Here is a 24,397-nt window from a genome sequence, read left to right on the forward strand (position 1 = left end):
CATTGTAGTTAACAATATTATTAATTGCTTAAAAAATAATATATTTGAAATTTATTCAATGAATTAGGGGAATAGGTGTTTATTCCCCCAAAAAAATTGAACAGTGATCACATTTCCTTATAGGCGTTCAAATGATTTTGATGGGCGCGGCGAATAATGCTTCGGTCATCGCCGAGCACAAAAAGCTGAACAGATTGTTGTTTCCAAGCCGCGATATCTTCAGGTTGTCGGGGAATAGCACAGAAATGCTTTTGACTATTTGTAGTCTTTGTATACATCTCTTGAACTTTTTCTTTGACCTTTGGATGACTAGATTGCCAAGGTAGCCCGATTGATTGGGAAAGGTCGGCAGCACCTTCCATAATAATATCAATACCTTCAACTTTTAAAATTTCATCAAGCTGTTCCAGTCCTTCTAAGCTTTCAATCATAGCAATGACAACAGTCTCGCTTGCAGCTTGTTGAACAAAACTTGCTAAATCATCAATGCCATATCTATTTGACCTTGTCGAATTCAGTCCCCTTTGCCCAAGTGGCATATAGTGACAATAGTTCACTGCTTCTTGTGCCTGCCGGGCATTTTCTATACGTGGGAAAACAATACCCGTTACCCCTGCATCGAGCAGAGGTAGAACTAGGTGGTTAGCGTTTAAAGGTACTCTGACAAAAACATCAAGACTCATGGCTCTAGCCGCTAAAATCATGGTCTCGACTTGAGACGTACTAAATAAAGTATGTTCCAAGTCGATAATAATAAAATCATAGCCCGCAAGTGCCAGTTGCTCGACATTAATAGGAGAAGCTACGGAACAAAATATTCCGTAGAGCGTCTCACCATTTTCTATTCGTTTCTTAAGAGAAATCGAATATTTATTCATATTCAATTTCCTTAATGAGGCTGAGCGGGTTCGGCGTAGTTTGCACTCTTAAGCGAATTTCAGGAAGGAAGCGGCGGCTCGCCAACTGTTCAATATCGATGGTGTCATCTGTAAAGTTAAACAATTCATATCGCTCGGCAAACTCTGGGTGAGCTTCTTTATGTTGATTGATGATGGTTCTTAATATGGTCCAGAATTTGATTTCATCGAAGTCATAATGCTCATTTAAGAAAATCGCTAACTCTGCCAAATTTACAAACCAAAGTGCATCTTGAGTAAAGTCTCTTAACTCATTTGGAGAGTGGGTTTCCAAAAACGAATTTGGATTAATCTTGGCATGTTCTTTTGGCGCATCTTGTAAATTCGGCAGAAGGTCTGGCTCGCGTAAAAGATGCCGACTAAAACGAATACCGTCATGGAAATCTTTCAAGGCCGCTTTAACTGGTAGGCCATTTTTATGAATCAGAACCATGTTTTGTGCATGTGACTCTAAAGCGAGGCCATGGCACCACAAAATATGCATGATTGGTAAATAGGCATTGGTGAGTAACTTTTCTAACCAGAACTCGATACCATATTCTTGAATCCACTCATCAATTAGAGGCTTTTGGTCAATGTCGACTTGCATGAGGCCAGTTACCGGAGTTGCCGATTCATCTTCTTTTAAGTAACTGTAAATACTTTCGCGCCAAATGCAGGCAAGTGCGCCGTATTGAACAGGTAAAGCAATCTGCTGGTTAACCGAAAGACCGCCAATCTCTCTTAGAATGACAGGCTTGCGATGTTTTTCTAAAATATGGTCTTGCTCGACAATGTTATAAAGCCAGTCACTCATTTTTGCCGCATTTTGGACGGTATGTGGTGCCAATACGCGAGATGTAGAGGTATTAACCAAATTCATTGCCAATTTAAGAGAAAGCGCCGAGATATCACTAATGTTCGATAAAGTTCGAATCGACTGCTGTGGTAAATAAGTCGGGCCTTCAATGTCTAACGGAATGATGAGTTGGTTGCTAATCGCATCTTGATAATATAATTCAATAATTTTATCCCACTGCCACGGGTGAATCGGAGTGAGGATATATTCCTGAAAATCTACATTGTTATCTTTTAATTGATTACTAATGGCTTGTAGATCTTTTTCTGAAAAATGCTGTTTATAAAGCTGCTCTAAGTTAATCGTTTCACTTAAAACCAGTTTGCATAAACTGTTATGAGTCGCAGCCCATTTAACCGTAAAACCTTCAGAAAGCTCTGGTGCATATTTTTGATTTTCTTTTAAATCGAAGCCGATACGAGACTTAAAGCTTGGATGGTATAAATGCGCATTGGTAATCCTTGCTTCTTGTTCTAAATAAGGCAAAGTTCTTAAAGGTTGGGCAGGGGCTTGGCTCAAAGTCTGCGCATGTTTAACGTAAGTTAAATTGAGTTCATCATTAAAGTTTTGCCATTTAACAGGGTCAGCTTCAATAATATTTTTTAGATCGGCAAGTAGCGTTTTTAAGTTAGGACGAGTTTCAGCATCTAAAGTAATGTCAGAACGGACTAAGCTTGAAGGATCTAGCTTAATTCGTTTAAAGCTGAAATGTCGTTTAGCTGCGCATGTATAGAAAACTGTATCGGAAATATAAAACTTGATCTGACCTTTAGAAAACTCGTATTTAAACGTATTTTCAAAAATAAGCGCTTCTAATAATTGGCCCATCACTCGATTTTCTGCAAGAGTCTTATAGTTGGCTTGCTGTGTCGGCTGAAGAGGGCAAAGGGCTTCTGCACCGCGATATTTATAAATAGGATTTTCAACTTCAATCCAGATTGGATTGCCACCACTGTGGTAGAGCGTATTTAACATATTTGCCTTAATTGGTAATGTGAGTGAATTAATTAATAAATCGCGGTAGTGCTGACCTTTGACGGTAAATTTTTCTTGTGTAAGGGTAAGTCGTGTTGCTTGCCAAAGTTCAGATTCTTCAATTACGGTAACTCGTGCAATTGCGCTGATGAGATGAGCAATGTGGTTGATGACGAGGTAATATTTTAAAAAGGTCCAAGCATCTTTTTGAGAGAACCAAACGGTACTATCTTCAGAAATAGATGAGTTGTCCTCTATCATTTCTGGAACAATACTAATACCTTCCATATCTCGAAGAATGAGGCGATGTGGATAGCCGTTTTTAAATTCCATTAAACTGTTTTGCATATGTGCTTCAACGCTAATGCCTTTGTTTGCAAACAATTCAATTAATGGAATAAGTGAAACTTTAACGTACTGTTTCCACCAAAAAGTTATGAAGTCTTTGGCATCAGGCGCTTGTAAATTTTGGTTGGGTGCAGCTTGTTGAATAAAGCTTAGTAGAGGAATTTCATGATTCTCGTTTTCTTCAACCAAGCCACCGAGCATTCTGGTATTTTCTAATACTTCAGGTGTAAGTCCCGCTCTATAAATAATGCCAAATGAACTTTCAAGCTCTGGAATTTTGACTGTTTTCGCTTCTAACTCCGGCAGAATCACAAGGTTTGGATATTGCTCATTAATCTTGTGATTGATAATGATTTTGCTCGCATCAATCGCTCGTTCCATTTCATCCATTGGGTTGTTACGAATAAAACTGGTAATACGTACATCAATTGAAAGCTTTAAAAATAGGTTTGATTGAGGCAGCCAGACTGTGCGAACTGATGAGGTTGGCCATACGGTTTGGCCTAATGCACCCAGATGTATGATTTCTTGACTGTCTAAATATTTCTTTAAAGACGGGTGTTGAAGTAAGAAGTTGGCTTGCCAAGGGTGAGTTGGCATAAGTTCATAATTTGCTAAGTTTTCTTGCAAATGATCTTTCGCAGTTTCTAAAACTTCATCTTCAATACCGTGAGAAGGTTCGGTCTCGCTGACTAGCTTTTCGATTAAAGAAGAATGAACCGCGAAGTAGTGGAGTTGGAAACTTGCACCTAACTCAGGGCTATACTTTTTCATGTCTTCTTTAGAAAAACCTAAATTGGCTTTAGAAGTCACATGAAAAGGGTGCCCATATAACATGCCTTGTTCAGTAGCCTGAAAACCACTCAAAGCTTTAGTTGCTGATTGGGATGGCTTATTTTCTAAAAAGAATTTTGTATTTTCGATGCTATTGGCAATATCAGAATACAGATTCTTATTTTGGTTTTTGTCTTTGAATAGGTTATTTAACTCATCTGTAATGAGCTTCACTAATTTTTTAGGATCGGTTAGCGAGTCAAAAGTATTGTCGCTTAAATTTTGCAGAGCAAAGCTACGCTGATATCGATGATAGCCAGTAGTTGAGAAGTATTGAACTGCTCCATAAACAATCGTATTAGACGCATTAAACGTATAAGAAAAATAGATTGAGTTAGGTTGTTCCGCATCTCGTGTGAATAAAGGAGAATCTTGGGCTGAGATAATGTGCTCTTCAAGATCTACTTTAAGTTCACGAAAGAAAGTATTCAGGTACTGTTCGAAAAGTTTATAAGACCATGCATCGGTTGTAATAATTGAGTTCATTCTTGTGCCTCTTCTAAAATTGTATCCATTAAGAATCTGTTCAAAATCACCACTAAGCCTGCACCGATAAAAAATAAAGAGGTGCAGATTAATGCGGCTGTAATATTGAAAAATGAGTAGGTAAGCGTGATGGTGATCGGACCAAAAAGTTGGCCTAAGACAAAAGCACTATTAGAAATGCCGATCACTTTTCCTTGGCTCTGAGTGCCAGCTTTTAGAGAAATTGTGTGTAAAATCGAAGGAATAAGTGCTGCGAAGCAAAAGCCTTGTATGAGTCGTAATATAAGAATGAGCCAGAGACTGGAAACCCATATCAACGCGAAAATCGTGATGCCACAAATTAAAGAGGCATAGACAAAATTATTAAAAGAATCTCCTTTGTCATCATTTCTTTTTCCCCAATAGGTTGCCGCAATAAAAGCAGCTCCCCATGAAAGCGCATGGATTGTGCCTGTTAAACTTGCAGCAGATAACGATGAATGAGTGCTTTGGCTTATTTCACTAATATATAAAACGAAGCAAGACACTAAACCAAAGCCGCCGGCTTGTACCAAGATGCCGGCACTCAACCAAGAAAAAATTGTTCTATCAAAAAAGTCTGGAATTTTAGATTTTTCTTTGGTTTTTACAGCCTCAGTTTTAACTGGATTGGCTAATAAAAAGGATGCGATCACAATTAATGTAACTACGATAAATGCAGTTGCATTAAGTAATATTTCAACCCGCCAGTGGTCCATAAATATACCGCCGAGTACTGGACCACATAGGCAAGCTAGCGCAACACTACTTTGTAGTTGCCCAAAAGCGGCACCTCGTTGTTGTTCATTAGAAAGATATGAAACATAGGCATTCAAAATGACTGAGAGACCGCAAAAACCAAGTAGAATCCGCGCAAAAATAAATAGGTATAAATGCTGGGCGCTCGCCATGAGTAGTATTGAAATACAAAAACCAGCCAATGAAAGTAGGAGCGCTTTCTTATGACCAAAAGTGTCGGATAATTGGCCAACAATTGGAGCTGTAAACAAGCTGCCAATGGCTGGAGCCGCGAGTGCCAAACCTGCCCAGATTGTGGGAGCACTCATGTTCGCCGTCAGTTTTTCCATATAAAGCGGCATGATCGGAATAAGCACCATGAGCCCGAAAGTGGAAAAAAACTGACAGAGCAAAATAATGAAATGATCTAGGCGAGATGAGCGCATGATTTAGATATCCATGGTCTCATAGCTAGAAACAGATAAGCTGTGATAAGGGTTTGGGGTGGTTCCTATTTTACTTGGCATGCCCGTCGAATCGCTTTCTTGCGCAAGTAAAGGCGTAAGTAGCTGTTTGAACGGCCAAGTCTTATTGTCAAAAAGATAGGTTTGAATTTGCGATTTTATTTGCTCTGAAATTGGTTGGGTTTCTACAAAATCATGAATAATGTCTTGAATCATTTCCCAGAAATCACTTTCCGAATGATCTGTATATTTCAAGGTAGCTAAAGCAATCGGGTAGAGGTTAATTTGAATCCCTAATGTGATGAAGTAATTAAATAAGTCTTCATTTTTAGTAAAGATTAGATTGTTTGGCGTACTGGTATCAATGGTATAGGTTGGAGGTGTGAAGCCACTTTCTTCAATAGCTGGTGTACATATTCTTAAGGTATCGTGGTCACGCAAAATAAAGCATTTGAACTTATTATTTTCATAACACACCATGGTGTTTTGTCCGTGGCATTCAGGCATGATTCCTTTCGACCAAAGCGTTAAGAATGTTTGAATAAAATGAACACTTAGGTCTTTTAATAATGACCATTTATCACCTTCAACGCCTACAGTTTCCCAAGGGTCAACATAGATACAGCTTAAAGCCGACATGGTAATTGGGGTGACGTTTTTATCTTGGCAAAAGTCGGGTAGATGTCTGACTTGGCAACCGATTACACCTAAATTTTTTATAATGTGCTCTTGTTTACCCAACACCCACCAGTGAGTTTCATTACTCAGGAAGAGACGATTTTTTAATGAAGGGGTTTCATTAATAACTTCATTTAAAAAATCATATGCTCTATGCCCATTCATTAAATAACGTCCGGGCATAGAACGGATCGCACCTAATGTTTTGGCATTCGTTGATAGTTTTAAATGCAGATTAGGATTTGAGTTGTGAATAAGAGTTCTTAAAGATGAGGTCGGTAAGCCAATTGTCGTGACATGGTTCAGGTCAATACCGTCATACTTATTTTCTTCAAATTTTAAATAGCGATGTTGAGTCTCTAATAAAGGAAGTGCTAAGTATTCATCTGAAAGCTCGGCCATTTTTTCAGTAATATGATGGTCCTCAGATTCTGATAACAGAAGCTCCTTATAAGGAATCGAATCCATATTATTGATCACGTCATCTTTCTTAAAAGCCCACCAATACACTGCAATTTCTTTTTGAGTCGTAAGTGGTGCAAGTTCACCTTTTGAGTGAGCGAACGGATGAAATGGACGGTCAGCAACAAGGGAAAGCAATTCACTTGTCATTAAAGGTGAGGAAAATGAAAGTGCTGACTGTAAAATCTGAGGGATTTTTTCAGCCGTTACTAAGTTGTCGAGCCAATAGTCAATCGCTTTTTGATGGTGTGGTGAAGGCCACCAAGAGGCTTTTGTTAAATAGGTAAAAACTTCAGAAATAGAAATTTTAGAAGTCGTATTACTCAAGACGTTATGAAGTAAAACTTCGGGTTGAGTAACATAGAAAGGATTTACACCATCTACTTTTAAACAGCTGAAATAGAGTTCCAACTCATCATTTAGAGTGATTGCCAGATAAGGCTTTTTATAGGAAATATGATCTCTAAAATCTCCATAATTCTCCATGTAGAGGGCATCTATTGTTTTTTGTAGTTGTGCTGTGTAAATCCGATCTAGCATTTTAGTTATTCCTATTCTTATAAAAGTGGTAGAACCGTGCCAACGTTTTGTTCTTGTGCGGCATTGAAGAACCATTTAGCGCAAACAATGTCATCAATCGCCATGCCCATTGGGTTGAGCAAAATAATTTCATCTTCATGTTCGCGGCCGTTTTTATGACCAATAATGATGTCGCCAAGTTCAGCATGCAGTTTTTCACGACTGAATAAGCCATCTTCAACCAGCACATTGATGACTTTCTTTTCTCGATTTGATTGGTCCCAGTCATCTACAATGACTTTGTCCACTTTTAAGAAGACTTCAGGCTCAATATCCATAATTGAAATATTGGAAACAAAGCAGCCTTTTTTAAGCCATTCAAATGGGATGTAAGGCTTATCTGAAACTGTGCAGGTAATAAGCACATCTGCTTGCTGAATTGCAGATTTGGCACTGTCATGAATTTCAATTTCTAGATGTGGATATTCTGAAAGGAACAATGCTTTGAGTTTTTCAGCCGCTTCAGGGTTCACATCAAATAAATGTATTTTTTTCACTTGAGCGTATTGTTCAAGCACAGTCTTAATCTGCATTTGAGCAATTGGTCCGCAGCCAATCACGGTAATGTCTGAAAAGTCTTTTTTGGCTAGATACTTAATCGAAACACCCGTAATTGCAGCAGTTCGCATTGCGCTAATTAAGCTGCCTTCCATCACTGCGACTGGGTAATTTGTTTCTGAGTCATTCAGAACAATCAGTGCGCTGGCACGCGGAATATTGAATTTTTTAGGGTTATGTTGTCTTGAACCAATCCATTTGATTCCGGCAATCGGGTCATTGCCACCTAAATAACAAGGCATTGCAATAATACGGTCAGCAATGTGGTCTGCACCTTGCCAGCGGAGGTAAGGTTTTAAGGGTTGTACAAACTGTTTATTTGCATGCAGGGTTAAACCTTCAGTAATCGCTTCAATAAATGAATTGCTATGATTTGCGCCAAGATTTAATAAATCTGATTGACTAAGATAACGAAGGGTAGCCAAATTGCTCATGAATATTTCCTAAGGAGAAGGTTAAACAACATTTTGTAAAGTAAGGTTTTCTTGACGTCGTAAGTTTCGATTGAAGTGACGTTTCTTGATCATTTCGAACCATTCATCTGCATAAACGAGATCTAAATAACGATCGCCTCGATCAGGCAGCAGCGTTAAGACGCATGAACCTTCGGGAATGGTTGGAATGAGTTTTTTTATGGCTGAAATAGATGAGCCGCTTGAGCCGCCTGCAAAGATTCCTTCATGTTCAAGAAGTTCTCTGCAACCGAGTGCAGACTCATAGTCATCTACATAAATGACATCATCAATTTCATCGGGGGAGAGCAGAGGTGGAACAGTACTTGCTCCAATGCCCGGAATTTCACGTGGACCAGATGTGCCACCAAACAAGACAGAGCCGACAATATCGACTGCAATCACTTTTAATTCTGGGAACTTTTCTTTAAGGCGACGGGACACGCCCATAATTGTGCCGGAGGTGCTTGCCCCGATCACGAGGTAATCAATCTTGCGATCAATTTGATTTAAGATTTCTTCAGCTTCACCAAAATAGTGGCTTTTCCAGTTGTTTGGATTTGCATACTGATTAATCCAGACTGCATTCGGCAGTTGTTGGCATAGCCGCTTTACAGTGTCAATTCTGGTTTTTAAATAACCGCCGTTTTGGTCTTTTTCAGAGACCATTTCGATATTGGCTTTGTAAAGCTTCAACATTTGTAAGTTTGCTGAAGCAATTTTCGGGTCAATAACAGCCGTAAATTTTAATCCGTATATTTTGCATGCCATTGCAAGTGCAATGGCTAAGTTTCCTGAAGAACTTTCAACAATATGACTATCTTTATTAATTACTCCAGATTTCAGGCCTTCCTGTAGCATGAATAATGCTGGACGGTCTTTAATACTTCCTCCTGGATTTAACAATTCCATTTTCGCAATCACTGAGATCGATTGATGCGTGAATAGCCTTGATAATTGTAATAGTGGCGTTTTACCTATGCAGTCGAGAATATTTTCATGGATCATGGTAGATCTTCTCAGGTTTTTATGTGATGTGAATGATAATGATTATTAATTTAATTATTATTACCAATTGTGACATGATTGTTGCGGTTTGTAACGCAAAAGAGGGGTGAGTTATAGGAATTTTCACTAAATTTTTTTGTGTAATTATTTGAATGTTAATATTTATATTTTATAAAGTGAGTAATTAATAAATGTTTTAAATATAAGTAGATAGGCAATAAATTACTTTTCACCTATAAAAAATAATTTAATGAGCATAGGGTTTTGCAAATTAAAACTCGTGACTGAAATTTCTTTAAAAATTAAATCGGAATATTTGTGCTGATTAACATATTTTATGAAGCCTACATTTTGTAGAATTTATGACCATATTTAATGCTTATAAAAAAGAGCAATATTTAAGGGGGTTATTAAAATGATAAGGATGATTGAGTGAAATTGATGATGTGTCAGTTATTGATATGAAAATGTCTGAAAATGATACGTTTAGATAGATATGATCATGTCCATAAGCGCTATATTTTAAATGGATCAATTGAGTCCAAAAAGTATAGTAATGCGTGTTTCGCATTTTGTCTTATGGGTCTTTCAAGCTGTCTTTTATATAAAAGACAGCTTTTTTTGTTGGTTGATTGGGTGTGTTAGACTAAATTAAGCTGCTTAGCTTGTTCATAAGCTGCAAGATTGATGCATTTATGACCCAGTGCATTGATTTGCGTTTGGTCTAGCTGAAGGTCATCCCACTTTTGCATTTGCTGAAAGAGCCAATAAAAGTCTTCTACTTTGGGAAGAGCGCTTTCTTTTACCAAATGACGGACAATATCCTGAATCATATAGTATTTGTCGACATGCACTTCTTCTGAGCAATGAAAACGAACAATTCCAAACTCGACCAATAATTTTAAAATTGGAGCAAAGTCTTCTAGTTCGCTAAGTTCTTGCTGAGCTTTCATAATTGCAGCGGTGAGTGCAACCAGCGTTTGTGGATGCTGTTCAGCCCATTCCTGCGTTACGGCTAAAACTTTGTCAGCCACAGGTGGAATAATGTTCTGACTTGAGCAAATCATTTTACTTAAACCAAGAAGCTCGCCTTGAGTATTCCAAGGTTCTCCGACACAAAAACCATCAATCACATGCTTATCTAGTGCTTCGACCATATAAGGTGGTGGTAAGGTTTTGAGCTGAATCGATTGAGCGAGTTCAGGGTTTGCTAAAGCTAACCATTCTCTTAAACAATAATGATGAATGGAGTGCTTAAACACGTGGGCTAAAGAAAGGGAATGACCTTGTTCAATGTAATGCACCACTTTTTGCGCCGTTACTTGAGCTATATCATTTTCTTGAAGTTTAAGTTGATGCGTTAATTTTTGGCTTAAGCTGATAAATGCACGATTTTCACTCAAAACTAGTGAGGTTTGCAGTGGCGTACCAATTTGATCTGATCCTACTGCGGCCGCAGGTAACATTGCAGATAAACAGTGGGCTGCATCTAATAAACCAAAAGCAAGGCGGTCGCGAAGACTTGCCCATGATGCTTCTTTAACTAAAGTAACGTCGAGCCCTACTTCTTCAAAGAAACCTCTTTGTTTCGCCCAAAGCAATGCAAGACAATCAAGCAAAGGAATATAGCCAAGTTGTAATTGAGTCTTTTCTAATGTGCTCATTTATTCATCCTTTAGTTGATTGCCAAGTAATTTTTGGGCGTCAAGTAAACGCCGAGCCATTTCCCCAATCGTAATACGGTGGCTCATGGCATTTTTTCTGAGCAACTGGAATGCTGTATCTTCAGGAAGGCCATGGAGTTGCATAAGTAAAACTTTGGCTTTTTCAACATCTTTACGATCAGCTAGTTTAGTTTGAGCATCTCTTAAATCTCCTTCGAGTTTTTTGTGTTTTTTATATTGCTCAATAGAGATTTCTAAAATGGTATGTAAGCGGGAAGGATCAATACCATCAACAATATAAGCAGTCACCCCCGCATCTATGGCTTGTTTGATTGTATCTTTATCTGAATTTTTGGTGAACAGAACGGTAGGAAGGTCATAGCTACTGACACAGCTTTCAATAATGTCACGGTGAGGATGGTCCATATCAAGCAAGATCACATCAGCTTGTAAATGTTCGAGGCGAAAGATATTCAAGTGGTCCAAAGTAAGGCAAGCGACCACTTCAAAATCATTTTCAAGCAGACTTTTTCTTATATAGTCGGCTCGCGCATGATCATCATCAATAAGGGCTATTTTGAGTTTTGGCATAAGTTCAGAAAATCAGGCTAAGAAAATGCGCCAATTCGACGCGTTTTTTGTTATCAGTTTTTTAAGCAAGATTAGTGCCATCGAAAACTAAAGAAAAAATCGAGCTTTAATGGCACTTTAGCATGCCAAAGTATGGGTCTGATCAATCTTGGTGCAAAAATACGATTCATTTTGTAGCAAGGCGTATTTCTATTTAAACCATATAAGTGTGCAGTGATAGAGCAGGCAAAATAAGACTTAATTCTTTACCTACACATTGAAAATTTCTATCTGTATGAAATTAAATATAAAAAATATTATCTACTTAAGTTTTTAGAATATTGGCATGCAAAGTGCTTACTTAATTACAGGTCGAAGACGACCATGAGTTTTAAAGACGGCCAACGATGTCCGTTCTGATCGAGTTTGTGAGTGCAACCGTACACACAAAGAAGTTACGTTCAGTCGGAGTGAAGGTCATGTCTTTATTTTTATTGCATAAAAAAGTTACATCTGAATTATCTGAGTTTTCAGTTCCAGCGATGCGAGCCTTCTCTATGAGGGGGCTCGCTTTTTTTATTTCTTTTTATGACTTTGCTGTGCATTGGGTGTCGTCAACGAGTGCAAAAAATTGGCTGAAAGCAGCTACATGCTTCGTGATGTTGATTCGCTTCTCGGTAGAGCACAAGGCAAAAGAACAACGTCTATTTGAGAACGCAATAACGCAGCTTAAAAGCAACGTGATTTGAGGAGAAACACTATGAAATTGGTAATGATTGGTCATGGTATGGTGGGCCACAAATTCATCGAAGCCATTTTAGAAAAAGCAGATGATGAACTGGAAATCACGATTCTCGCGGAAGAACCTCGTATCGCGTATGACCGCGTACATTTGACTGAATATTTTTCGGGGAAATCGGCAAAAGATTTATCTTTAGCTCGTTTTGACTTTGCAGATGCACATGGCATAGACCTGCGTTTAAATACCAAAGCAACTGCAATTGATACTGATGCACAAACAGTAACCACCAATCATGGCGATGTGATTAGCTATGACAAATTGGTGTTAGCAACAGGTTCGTATGCATTTGTTCCTCCAATTTCGGGTAATGACCGTGAAAACTGCTTTGTTTACCGCACCATTGAAGACTTAGATGCCATTCGTGCAGCGAGCCTGAATGCTAAAACAGGTGTGGTCATTGGTGGTGGGTTGCTTGGTCTTGAAGCAGCGAAAGCATTACGTGACCTAGATTTGGAAACACATGTTGTTGAGTTTGCTCCACGTTTGATGGCAGTTCAAATTGATGACTTGGGTGGCAAAGTTCTACGCCGCAAAATTGAAGATTTGGGCGTAAAAGTTCACACGCAAAAAGCGACTCAATGCATTGAATGCGGTGATAGCACAACACATGTCATGAAGTTTGCTGATGGTAGTGAACTTGAAGCAGATATCATTTTATTCTCGGCAGGTATTCGCCCACGTGATGAATTAGCACGTAATAGTGGTCTGGCGATTGGTGAACGTGGCGGTATTGTAATTAATGATTACTGCCAAACCTCAGATAGCAACATTTACGCAATTGGTGAATGTGCGCTTTGGCAAAACAAAATCTACGGTTTGGTTGCACCGGGCTATGACATGGCACGTATTGCAGCGAAACATGTGTTAGATGAAGAATGTCACTCTTTCGCTGGTGCGGACATGAGCACCAAGTTGAAATTGATGGGTGTTGATGTTGCATCTGTAGGTGACGCGCATGCCATGACTCCGGGTGCATTAAGCTACTTCTATGCAGATGAGCATGAACTAGTTTATAAAAAGATTGTTGTAAATGCAGACAAAACTAAATTGCTGGGTGCAGTTTTGGTGGGCGATGCCAAAGAATATAATGACCTTTTACAAATGATGTTAAACGGTCTGGATTTACCTGAAGTACCTGAAAGTTTAATCATGCCAGGCTTTGAGCAATCAGCAGGAAAATCTGGTGGTAGTGGTGTAGATTTACTTCCAGATAGCGCAACGATCTGTTCATGTAACAACGTATCGAAAGCAGACATTTGCCAAGCAATTAGCGATGGCTCGACTTCTTTAGGTGCACTGAAGAAATGCACCAAAGCAGCAACTGCATGTGGTGGTTGTGCACCATTAGTGACTCAAGTATTGAAGTCAGAGTTACAACGTCAAGGTGTAACCGTTAACAACCACATTTGCGAACACTTCCCCTACTCTCGTCAAGAGTTGTATCACTTGGTTCGTGTCAATGAAATCAAAACATTTGATGATTTGATTGATCAACATGGTCATGGTTTAGGGTGTGATATCTGTAAACCTGCTGCTGCTAACATCTTAGCATCTTGTTGGAATGACTTCGTACTTGAACCAAGTCATGCAGGTCTACAAGATAGTAACGACTACTACTTGGGTAACATTCAAAAAGATGGTTCTTACTCGGTCGTACCGCGTATGGCTGGCGGTGAAGTCACTCCGGATGGTTTGATTGCCATTGGTCAAATTGCCAAGAAATATAACCTCTATACCAAAATCACTGGTGGTCAACGTGTCGATATGTTCGGTGCACAAGTTCATGAGCTTCCATTCATTTGGGAAGAATTGAATGCTGCTGGTTTTGAATCTGGTCATGCATACGGTAAGTCATTACGTACCGTGAAATCTTGTGTCGGTAGTACATGGTGTCGTTACGGTGTAGATAACTCGGTTGGTTTAGCGATTGAGCTTGAAAATCGCTACAAGGGTTTGCGTTCACCACATAAATTAAAAATGGCGGTGTCTGGCTGTACACGTGAGTGTGCGGAAGCACAAGGTAAAGACGTTGGTATTATCGCGACTGAAAAAGGTTGGAACCTTTATGTGTGTGGTAATGGGGGGATGAAACCGCGTCATGCAGAATTGCTTGCATCTGACCTCGATAAAGAGACACTAATTCGTTATATCGACCGTTTCTATATGTTCTACATTCAAACAGCAGACCGTTTACAACGTACCAGCGTATGGCGCGACAACATGGAAGGTGGTTTGGACTACCTTAAATCTGTGGTGGTTGATGATTCTCTTGGGTTGGCTGCTGAGCTTGAGCGCCGTATGGAACATGTGATTGGCACATATCAAGATGAATGGCGTACTGCGGTAGAAAATCCTGAAGTTCGTAAACGCTTCCAAACTTATATCAATGCAAGTGCAAATGAACAGGCCGATCCACACATTCAATTTACGACTGAACGTGGCCAAATCCGACCATTAACAGACGTTGAGCGTTCAGAAGACCGTATTCCAATGGTTGAAGCATAAGCAGGAGAATTTCTATGAATATTGTACAAGACAAAAATATGCTTCCTGATGGCGAATGGATTGATGTGTGTGCACTAGATGATTTAACCCCAAACACTGGCGCAGGCGCGTTAGTAGGTGATCAAGCAGTTGCAATCTTCAGAGTTGGACATGAAAAACGCGTTTATGTGTTAAGCAATAAAGATCCGTTTAGCCAAGCAAATGTCATGAGCCGCGGCATTATTGGTGATTTACAAGGCGAGCGTGTGATCGCATCACCGATTTATAAACAACACTTTAGTTTGGCTACTGGTCGCTGTTTAGAAGATAAAGACCAAAAACTCTCAGTTTATCCGAGCAAAATTGTTGATGGTCGTGTTTTGATCAACCCCGTGCCACAAAAAACTTATATTACCAATACAGGTGTGTCTCAAGACAAACTTAAACTAGTACTGATTGGTAATGGCTTGGCAGGTATGCGTTGCCTAGAAGATTTACTCGACATGGCACCAGATCGTTATGAAGTCACGGTGATTGGTGAAGAACCTTGGGGTAACTACAACCGTATTATGTTATCTCCGGTTTTATCGGGTGAAAAAACCATTGAAGACATTATGCTGCACCCGCCAAAGTGGTATAGCGAAAAAGGTATCAAATTTATTGCAGGCGACAAAGCTGTAAAAATTGATCGCCCACGTAAAGTGGTTTACACCGAAAAGGAACAAACAGTTGATTATGACCGTTTGATCTTGGCAACTGGTTCGGCGCCATTTATTCCACCAGTCCAAGGAGTGGATTTAAAAGGTGTTTTAACCTTCCGTGATATTTATGACGTTAACACCATGATTGAGTACTGCGGTTCAAACACCAATGCAGTGGTGATTGGTGGTGGCTTACTTGGTTTGGAAGCAGCTTACGGTTTAAAGCAACGCGGTATGAACGTGACCGTATTGCATTTAATGGACCGTATTATGGAGCGTCAACTCGACGGTCGTGCGAGTCAGTTACTGCGTCATAGCATTGAACAAAAGGGCATTAATATTATTACTGAAGCCAATACAGAAGCATTGGTAGGTGATGAAAATGGTCATGTAAAACAGATTCGACTAAAAGACGGTACTGTTTTAGATGCTGACCTTGTGGTCTTTGCAGTTGGTATCCGACCAAATATTAGCTTGGCACAAAGTGCAGGTTTACGCTGTAACCGCGGCGTATTGGTGAATGACACTATGCAAACTTTTGACCCAAGTATTTATGCTGTGGGTGAGTGTATTGAACACCGTGGGCAAACATTTGGTTTGGTTGAGCCATTATGGGGCCAAGCCTTTATCTGTGCGACGCACTTGGCTGAGCATGGTAGTTTGACCTTTAAGGCACCGACTGTACCGACCCAGTTAAAAGTCAGTGGTGTCGATGTATTCTCTGCGGGCAATTTTGAACCGAAAGATGATTATGAAGATATTATCCTGAACGATGAAAAACGCCAGATTTACAAACGCATTATCATTCAAAGCGATAGAGTAATTGGTGCAGTATTGTTTGGTGATACTGAAGATGGCATGTGGTATGCAGAGTTAATTGCAGATCAAACCCCTGTTTCTTCATTCAGAAATAAACTGTTATTTGGTCGAGATTTTGCATTAAAAAATGCAGGCTAAATAGGGAAAGGAGCAGTTATGAACAGTATTCCAAGCGTTGAAATCGATAGCTCCGATCATGTGGCAAAAACAACTAAAACAACATGTCCATATTGTGGTGTTGGTTGCGGTGTCAGTGTACACGTTCAACAAAAACCTCAAGGGCCTGTGGTTCAAGTTGAGGGGGATGCCGAGCATCCTTCCAACTTTGGGCGCTTATGCATTAAAGGTAGCCGTCTTGCGGATACTTTGGGGTTAGAAACACGTGTTTTACAGCCAATGACGGGACGTAAGTCTCATCGGACTGTAACTACATGGGATGATGCAATCGATAAGATTGCCGATAAATTTCAGTCGTGTATCGACAAATATGGTCGTGACAGCATCGCCTTTTATGTTTCAGGACAATTGCTTACCGAAGACTATTATGTCGTTAATAAATTTGTAAAAGGCTATTTGGGTACTGCGAATATCGATACTAACTCAAGATTATGTATGTCATCAGCGGTGGCTGGACATAAACGTAGCTTTGGTGAAGATCTTGTACCAGCAAGCTATGAAGATTTTGAACATGCAGACATGGTGGTATTGGTAGGTTCCAATACTGCATGGTGCCATCCGGTACTGTATCAACGGATTATGCAGGCAAAGAGCCAAAACCCAGATATGTTTGTGGTGGTAATTGACCCACGCTTTACCAGTACCTGTGAACAAGCCGATTTGCATTTGCCGATTTTACCGGGCCAAGATGTCGCCTTGTTTAATGGCTTATTTCAATACTTATATCAAAATGGTCATGCCGATCAGGCATTTGTCGATGCTTATACCGAAGGCCTACAAGAAGTTTTGGCGAGCAGTCAGCCAGAAACTGATATGGAGTATGTAGCAAAGCGTACAGGAATTGCGCTAGAGAAGTTGCAGCAGTTCTTTGAGAAATTCGCTCAGACCGAAAAAGTAGTAACACTATTTTCAATGGGTGTGAACCAATCCACTCAGGGTGTAAATAAAGCCAATAGTATTATTAACTGTCATTTACTCACTGGAAAAATTGGCAAACTGGGTGCAGCACCGTTTTCAATGACAGGCCAACCCAATGCGATGGGTGGCCGAGAAGTGGGTGGCTTGGCAAATATGCTAGCAGCTCACATGGATTTAGATAACCCACTGCATCAAAAAGTCGTGCAAACCTTTTGGGATAGCCCATTCATTGCTAATCAAGCGGGTTTAAAAGCAGTTGATTTGTTCCGTGCTGTTGAATCAGGGGAAATTAAAGCGATTTGGATTATGGCAACTAATCCAGTTGTGAGCTTGCCTGATGCAGACCAAGTCAAACGTGCATTAGAAAAATGCGAGCTGGTCGTGGTGTCAGATATTTGTGCAGATACCGATACGACAGCATATGCTGATATTTTACTTCCTGCTTTGGGTTGGGGAGAAAAAAACGGTACTGTAACTAACTCCGAACGCCGTATCTCTCGTCAGCGCGCTTTCCTACCTGCTCCAGGCGAAGCAAAAGCAGATTGGTGGTCAGTGAGCCAAGTTGCGAAAAAATTAGGCTTTAATGGTTTCGACTTTGCCGGCCCTAGTGACATCTTTAATGAGCATGCGGCACTATCTGCACAAGATAATGTAGATATAGATGCACGCGAAGAAAGTAATAATTTTCGTTATTTCAACCTTAAAGGTTTGATGAATTTAAATGCTGCTGAGTACGATGCTCTGCAACCTGTACAATGGCCAGTGTGGAATAAAGCTCAAGATGCTAAAGCCGTTCAGCAACTGTTTGGCAAGGGTCAATTTAGTTATAAAAATGCGAAGGCAAAACTGATTCCAACGGTCGCAATTGATCCGGTTCATGCAGTTTCAGAAGACTATCCACTCATTTTGAACACTGGCCGTATTCGTGATCAGTGGCATACCATGACCCGTACTGGCTTGTCAGCAAACTTAACCAGTCACCGTGCAGAACCATTCTGTGAGATTCATCCGAGCGATGCGCTAAAGTTTGGTGTACGTGATCAAGGTTTGGTTGAAGTTCGTTCAAAGTGGGGCAGTTGTGTATTGCGTGTGACATTCTCATCGGGCGTACGTCGCGGGCAAATTTTTGCACCCATTCACTGGACAGAACAAGTTGCCTCCGATGCTCGTATTGGTAAAGTCGTTAACCCAGAAGTCGATGCAATTTCGGGTGAGCCTGAATTTAAGCATACACCTGTCACCATTCAGCCGTTTTATACGACTTGGCAAGGTGTGCTCTATGTTCGTGAAGGATATGATTCGCATATCCAACAATCGCTACATCACTGTGCATGGTGGACTAAGGTCAAAATGGTTAAAACCAACCGTTATGAACTTGCAGACCGCCAAACTTTTCATGATACTCAAAAGAACCTGAAAAATTTCTTGCCATTTGCCGATGAAACTTTTGAATGGTTGAGTATTGAAGATATCTCTTCACAACTGAGCCATAGCGTTATTTTGAAAGATGGCATTGTAATTGCAAGCTTATATATTGCACCGCCAGATTTATTGCCAGACCGTGATTGGGTCGCTAGTCTGTTTAAACGTGAACGTTTAAGTGCCTTGCACCGAAAAGCTTTGCTAGCGGGTATGCCGATGTCGGCTACTAATAATGATGGGCCTTTAGTGTGTAGTTGTTTTAAAGTAGGTAAGAATAAAATTATCGAAGCGATAAAAACACAAAACATTACCCATGAAAAACAGGTTACTGCTTGTTTAAAAGCAGGTGGGAACTGTGGTTCATGTTTACCTGAAATCCGTGGCCTGATTAAAGCTTGCCAACAGGAGGTGGAAGTGTGAATAAGGGATATCCCGTAACTGATTTGGTCATTCTAGCGGGTGGACAAGCCCGCCGTATGAACGGTTTAAATAAGTTGTTGCAGCAATTTGATGGTGAACCCCAACTTCTTAAAATTCATCAAAAATTAAGATCATCGGTATCTGAACTTTGGGTCAATAGTCATCGCGACTACTCTATCTATCAAAGTATTGTGCCAGATATTAAATGTTTTAAAGATGATGCTTCAGGCTTTCTCGGCCCACTGATGGGTATGAAAAGCGCATGGTCAAATGTTGAAGCAGATTATGTTTTGTTTATTCCTTGTGATGTGACCTATATACCAACGCAAGTCGTTGCGAAATTGCATGGTGCACTTCGGAAAAACAAACAAGCTCAAGCAGCTTATGTGTCAATTAATGGAGATGCCTTGTACCCATTTTGCTTGTTAAAGCGTGAAAGCCTAATCACGATAACAGAGCAAATTGAAAAACAACGATTAAGTTTGAAAGAGTGCTTTAAGCTTTTACATGCACAAGTCGCCATATTTCAAAAACAAAATTTATTTTTTCATAGCATCAATTCTCTAGATGAGCTTCAGCAATACAAACAAATCACAGCATTTAAAGAAATTTTTACAGCAAATTAACGATGTATTTGAATAGCTTTTAACCTTACATTGGTCGTGCGAAAAACGTTTTTAATCTTTGTGCCGTTGACTATTTATTATATAAGTTCTATTTTGGAACTTGTTATTTTAGTTCTATCCATATGCATAAAAATAAAGGGAGTCAATCGAAATGGTAGAAGCGCTAAAGCAAAACAAAACGGATGTTACCGCATGTATTTTGTGTTCAAGAAATTGCGGGTTAAGTGTCGAAATTAAAGATAATCAATTTGTCAAAATTAAAGGTAATCCAGAGCATCCATTTTCACAAGGCTACATTTGTCAAAAAGCAGCAAGATTACAGCACTATCAGCAGCATGCAGACCGATTAACTACACCTTTGAAGCGTCAACCAAATGGTTCATTTCAAGAAATTAGTTGGGACAATGCTATACACGAAATTGCCGAACGTTTAGTTCAGATTAGAGATAATTTTGGTGGAACTGCTTTTGCTTCTGTTGGGGGAGGTGGTCAAGGTAATCATCTTGGTGCAGCTTACGGGCGTCAGCTTTTGCTAGCGATGAAGAGTTATTATGCTTACAACTCTCTTGCTCAAGAAAAAACGGGTGATTTCTGGCTTAATGGGCGTTTATTTGGAAGTCAGGCCTGCCATACCACCGAAGATGTTGAATACGCAGATTATGTTCTTTTTATTGGCACAAATCCGTTTCAGGCACATGGGATTCCAAATGCACGAGACACGCTAAAGCATATTAAAAAAGACCCCAACCGTACCATGGTGGTGTTTGACCCACGTGTTACCGAAACGGCCAAACAAGCAGATATTCATGTGCAGTTAAAACCCGGAACTGATGCTTTTTTAATGTCGGCCATGATTGCCATTATTATTAAAGAACAACTTTATGATGTGAAGTTCATTGAACAGCATACACAAGGGTTTGAAGAGGTAAAAACAACTTTTAGCCGTGTCCCGATTGAAGAATATATTGCAAAAGCGGATGTACCAGTCGATTTGATTTATCAAGTGGTTCGAGATTTTGCGAAGGCTAAAAGAGGCTGTGTGCGCATCGATTTAGGTATTCAGCATACTTTAAATACGACATTAAACGGATATTTAGAAAAACTACTGTATTTATTGACCGGAAACTTTGGAAAACAAGGCACCAATAATTTACACACCATGTTTATTCCAATTTTAAGCGATACCGATGAAAGAAAGCCGAAATATCGACGCAGTGTTTACCATAAAATGTTCCCGATTTCTGGGTTCTTTCCACCAAATATTTTGCCCGATGAAATATTAAAAGCAGGCGAAAAACGAATTCGCGTAGTTTTTGTAGATAGCTGTAATCCTTTATTAACCTATCCTGATACACCTGCATACGAAAAAGCATTTAAAGCATTAGATTTGTTGGTCGTAGTCGATGTTGCCATGACGGAAACAGCCAGATTGGCAGATTATATCTTGCCGGCACATACGCAGTTTGAAAAATGGGAATTTACTGGTTTTAATCTTGAGTTCCCTAAGAATGGTTTTCACCTGAGACATCCAGTATTCACTGCCCAAGGCAATACTTTACCTGAAGCCGAAATTTATACACGATTACTTGAAGCCATGCAGGTCATTCCTAAAAGCTTTCCAGTGTTAGAAAAAATAGCCGCGGTCGATTCGAAAAAAACAGCCTATTTACCTTATCTGTCGGCTTTGGGTCTAACTTTTGCTCGACATAAAAAATACATTCCTTTTGCAGCTTCAATTCTCTATCGCACTTTAGGTAAACATCTAGAAAATTCAGCAGCTTCAACGGCATTTTTATTACCACTGTCTATTCAATATTCGGTTTTACATACTAAAGCTGTGCGCCGTGCAGGTTACAAAGGTAATCCTTTAACCTTAGGTGTTCGGTTGTTTGAGCAAATTTTAAATCAGCGTTCAGGTGTAGTGTTATCACAACATGAATATGACGAAGTTTGGAAGCTTGTTGCATACAAAGACAAAAAAATACGTCTGGCTATTCCCGAAATGTTGAGTGAGTTGGCAAATTTAAAAAATCATCAATTTAGTATTGAAGAGTTTCCTTTCATACTTTTGTCGGGGGAGCGCCGTAGTTATAACGCTAATCAGATTTACCGTGACCCTGCATGGCGAAAAGTAGATGCAGAAGGGGCTTTGAGAATTCATCCTGAAGATGCAACAAACTTGAATGTAGTTGTAGGAGATCAACTCAAATGTATCTCACAACACGGAGAAATTCAGGTCACCGTAGATTTTGATGAGGGTATGCGAAAAGGTATTGTGTCTCTTCCACATGGTTATGGCATGCGCTTTCAAGGTGGAGAGCCAATAGGGCCACAATTAAATCTTCTGGTGTCTGGTGAACATTGTGATCCTTTATCGAAAACACCGTACCATAAATATGTACCCATCCGTCTAGAAAAATGCTAGAAATAATGTAGGGCATACAAGAGATTGAAGTCGCACTAAATTTATACAGTTATAAAATTACAGTTGAAGTGGTGCGGCAAAAGATCTATTAAAAAGCTAAGAAGTTATGGATGATAAATAGAATTGGAACAAATTTTGCTTAAACAGCAGAGCACTATTGAAGAGCAAATTTCTATTTTAATTGCTCAGAAAAAGTGCCAGCAATATTTGAACTGTTCTCGATATGAGTGCAAATGATGAAACAATATCACTCTGAAAATACGCCTTTGGTTCTTCAAGACCAATATGGCCGTATAAAGCGAAAGCTACGTATTTCCGTAACTGATCGCTGTAATTTTAAGTGTGTATATTGCATGCCTGAACATCCTGAATGGTTGAATAAGCAAGATCTGCTTGGTTTTGAGGCACTCTTTCAATTTTGTCATTTTATGGTGCAACATGGTGTTGAAAGTATCCGCATTACAGGCGGCGAACCATTAATGCGTCAAGGCATTGTGCATTTTGTTCGTGAGTTACAAGCTTTGAAGGCGCTGGGCCTAAAACGTATTTCAATGACTACAAATGGGCATTACCTTGCAAAATACGCTAGGCTGTTAAAAGATGCGGGATTAGATGACCTAAATATTAGTTTAGACAGTCTTGATGCTATTCAGTTTAAAGAGCTTACCAAGAAAAAATTAGAACCTGTTCTCGAGGGTATTCAGGCTGCTAAAGATGTCGGATTACCATTCAAAATTAACTGCGTATTGATGAAAAATAAAAACGACGATCAGATCTTACCGATGGTTGAATGGTCAATCGCTAATCATATTCCTTTACGCTTTATTGAGTTTATGCCACTTGATGGCGATGCGCTTTGGTCTAGCAAAGATGTGGTGAGTGAGGCTGAAATTTTACAAGCTTTACAACCCCATTATTCAGTAGAGGTTATCGAACAACAGCATGAGCCAGCACGCCAATATCTGATCAATAATAGCTACTCTCTTGGAATTATTTCCACAATCACTCATTCATTTTGCCATCAATGCGACCGTATACGGTTAACTGCACAAGGTGAACTCTACAACTGTTTATTTGCACCGCAAGGTCTCAATATTAAACCCCAACTTCAATCATTATTAGGTGCACCTACTACAGCTGATTATGCAATGTATATTCAACAGTTAACAGATATGGTTATGCCGTATATTTGGCACAAAGCTAAAGGTTTTCATGCCTTACAACATCAACAAACCCGTAAAATCAGTATGCATATGCTTGGGGGATAAATGCAGCAGTCTATCCAAATTAAAATAGAAGCGTTTGGCGCAATTGAAAAATTGCTTCCTCAAAACCTTTCGTTGGTTTGTCCCAATCATATTTTGGTTAAAAATGTATTAGATGAAATTGTTTCATTACATCCAGAATGTACACAAGCCATGGAAAAATGTGCATGTGCGATTGGCGATAATGTCATAACGAGACAATCTGCTTTAAGTGAGCCATGTACTTTGGTTTTATTGTCACCAGTTGCAGGAGGGTGAGTCATGCGAGATTTTGCACGTATACAAGAGCAGGCTTTAAGTTTAGATACTTTTGATCCTATCCAGTCATTTCCTGAATGTGGTGGAATCGATATTTTTATAGGTACGGTTCGTAACCACCATGAGGGTAAAGCTGTTAAAGCGTTGAAATATACGTCCTATAAGCCCCTTTCTGAAAAAATGATACGTGAAATTGAACTGGAAATTGAGAAAAAGTATCAGGTATCTTATGTGCGGGTCGTTCATCGGATTGGATATCTGGATGTAGGTGAAACAGCCATTATTGCAATTGCTTATGCAGCCCATCGCCGTGAAGCTTTTCAAGCATGTGAGGAAGCGGTTGAGCGGGTGAAGCATGAAGTGCCAGTTTTTAAAGAAGAGTTCTTTACAGACGGTACGAGTCATTATGTAGAAGGTTGTTGTATTCGCAAAGATGCACCACAAGAACACAAGCATCACCATCATGCCGGCCATGAACACTCACACTGAAA

The 24,397-nt window shown here is 39.6% G+C and carries 18 protein-coding genes; 10 read left to right on the forward strand and 8 right to left on the reverse strand.

All coding sequences use genetic code 11. From position 1 onward, the window contains the following. Positions 1–107: 107 nt before the first annotated feature. From AC07M3_RS16030 to sbnA, 6 genes are all read right to left on the reverse strand, one after another. Complete coding sequence (locus AC07M3_RS16030; protein WP_494567805.1) at positions 108–878, reverse strand: HpcH/HpaI aldolase family protein; 771 nt, start codon at positions 876–878, stop codon at positions 108–110. Next, complete coding sequence (locus tag AC07M3_RS16035; protein ID WP_494567804.1) at positions 871–4,398, reverse strand: IucA/IucC family protein; 3,528 nt, start codon at positions 4,396–4,398, stop codon at positions 871–873. Before AC07M3_RS16035 ends, AC07M3_RS16030 begins: the two co-directional genes overlap by 8 nt. Beyond that, positions 4,395–5,600: an MFS transporter gene (locus tag AC07M3_RS16040; RefSeq protein WP_494567803.1), complete on the reverse strand. Its 1,206-nt coding sequence runs from the start codon at positions 5,598–5,600 to the stop codon at positions 4,395–4,397. Before AC07M3_RS16040 ends, AC07M3_RS16035 begins: the two co-directional genes overlap by 4 nt. Before the next feature lie 3 nt (positions 5,601–5,603). Continuing rightward, complete coding sequence (locus AC07M3_RS16045) at positions 5,604–7,244, reverse strand: IucA/IucC family protein (protein ID WP_494567815.1); 1,641 nt, start codon at positions 7,242–7,244, stop codon at positions 5,604–5,606. Between the two features lie 71 nt (positions 7,245–7,315). Beyond that, a complete protein-coding gene (gene sbnB / locus AC07M3_RS16050; protein WP_003652251.1) occupies positions 7,316–8,329 on the reverse strand; it encodes a 2,3-diaminopropionate biosynthesis protein SbnB in 1,014 nt (337 codons plus the stop codon). Positions 8,330–8,350: 21 nt separating this feature from the next. Next, the gene (gene sbnA, locus AC07M3_RS16055) at positions 8,351–9,355 is read right to left on the reverse strand and encodes a 2,3-diaminopropionate biosynthesis protein SbnA (RefSeq protein WP_092706993.1); all 1,005 of its coding nucleotides are present in this window, start codon (positions 9,353–9,355) and stop codon (positions 8,351–8,353) included. Positions 9,356–9,881: 526 nt separating this feature from the next. Here sbnA and AC07M3_RS16060 point away from each other — a divergent pair. After that, entirely contained in the window at positions 9,882–10,010 is a 129-nt protein-coding gene (locus AC07M3_RS16060; protein ID WP_494567802.1) for a hypothetical protein, read from the forward strand. Here AC07M3_RS16060 and AC07M3_RS16065 read toward each other — a convergent pair. Both AC07M3_RS16065 and AC07M3_RS16070 read right to left on the reverse strand, forming a co-directional pair. Beyond that, a complete protein-coding gene (locus AC07M3_RS16065; RefSeq protein ID WP_494567801.1) occupies positions 9,997–11,019 on the reverse strand; it encodes an ABC transporter substrate-binding protein in 1,023 nt (340 codons plus the stop codon). The two genes, AC07M3_RS16060 and AC07M3_RS16065, sit on opposite strands and share 14 nt — an antisense overlap. Then, positions 11,020–11,610, reverse strand: a complete 591-nt coding sequence (locus tag AC07M3_RS16070) for an ANTAR domain-containing response regulator (RefSeq protein ID WP_092706999.1) — start codon at positions 11,608–11,610, stop codon at positions 11,020–11,022. 386 nt (positions 11,611–11,996) lie between these two features. Between AC07M3_RS16070 and AC07M3_RS16075 the strand changes: the two genes are divergently transcribed. The 9 genes from AC07M3_RS16075 to AC07M3_RS16115 all read left to right on the forward strand — a co-directional run bounded on the left by AC07M3_RS16075 (position 11,997) and on the right by AC07M3_RS16115 (position 24,395). Then, a complete protein-coding gene (locus tag AC07M3_RS16075; protein WP_092707001.1) occupies positions 11,997–12,338 on the forward strand; it encodes a hypothetical protein in 342 nt (113 codons plus the stop codon). An 11-nt stretch (positions 12,339–12,349) separates the two neighbouring features. Continuing rightward, positions 12,350–14,896 carry a nitrite reductase large subunit NirB gene (gene nirB / locus AC07M3_RS16080; protein WP_494567800.1) on the forward strand — a complete coding sequence of 849 codons (2,547 nt, stop codon included), beginning with the start codon at positions 12,350–12,352 and terminating at the stop codon, positions 14,894–14,896. 14 nt (positions 14,897–14,910) lie between these two features. Continuing rightward, on the forward strand, positions 14,911–16,533 hold the full coding sequence (gene nirD / locus AC07M3_RS16085) for a nitrite reductase small subunit NirD (protein WP_494567799.1): 1,623 nt from the start codon (positions 14,911–14,913) through the stop codon (positions 16,531–16,533). 18 nt (positions 16,534–16,551) lie between these two features. Then, positions 16,552–19,332 (forward strand): molybdopterin-dependent oxidoreductase, encoded by a 2,781-nt coding sequence (locus AC07M3_RS16090; RefSeq protein ID WP_494567798.1) that lies wholly within the window; start codon positions 16,552–16,554, stop codon positions 19,330–19,332. Further along, the gene (mobA, locus tag AC07M3_RS16095) at positions 19,329–19,958 is read left to right on the forward strand and encodes a molybdenum cofactor guanylyltransferase (protein WP_494567797.1); all 630 of its coding nucleotides are present in this window, start codon (positions 19,329–19,331) and stop codon (positions 19,956–19,958) included. Before AC07M3_RS16090 ends, mobA begins: the two co-directional genes overlap by 4 nt. A 151-nt stretch (positions 19,959–20,109) precedes the next feature. Next, positions 20,110–22,383, forward strand: coding sequence for a molybdopterin-dependent oxidoreductase (locus AC07M3_RS16100; protein ID WP_494567796.1), 2,274 nt, complete (start codon positions 20,110–20,112; stop codon positions 22,381–22,383). Between the two features lie 227 nt (positions 22,384–22,610). After that, positions 22,611–23,651, forward strand: a complete 1,041-nt coding sequence (gene moaA / locus AC07M3_RS16105) for a GTP 3',8-cyclase MoaA (RefSeq protein WP_494567795.1) — start codon at positions 22,611–22,613, stop codon at positions 23,649–23,651. Beyond that, positions 23,652–23,906: a hypothetical protein gene (locus AC07M3_RS16110; protein WP_017392204.1), complete on the forward strand. Its 255-nt coding sequence runs from the start codon at positions 23,652–23,654 to the stop codon at positions 23,904–23,906. Between the two features lie 3 nt (positions 23,907–23,909). Continuing rightward, positions 23,910–24,395, forward strand: coding sequence for a molybdenum cofactor biosynthesis protein MoaE (locus AC07M3_RS16115; RefSeq protein ID WP_133746791.1), 486 nt, complete (start codon positions 23,910–23,912; stop codon positions 24,393–24,395). The last annotated feature ends 2 nt before the right edge of the window (positions 24,396–24,397 follow it).

Source organism: Acinetobacter sp. GW821-FHT09D10, assembly GCF_059416285.1.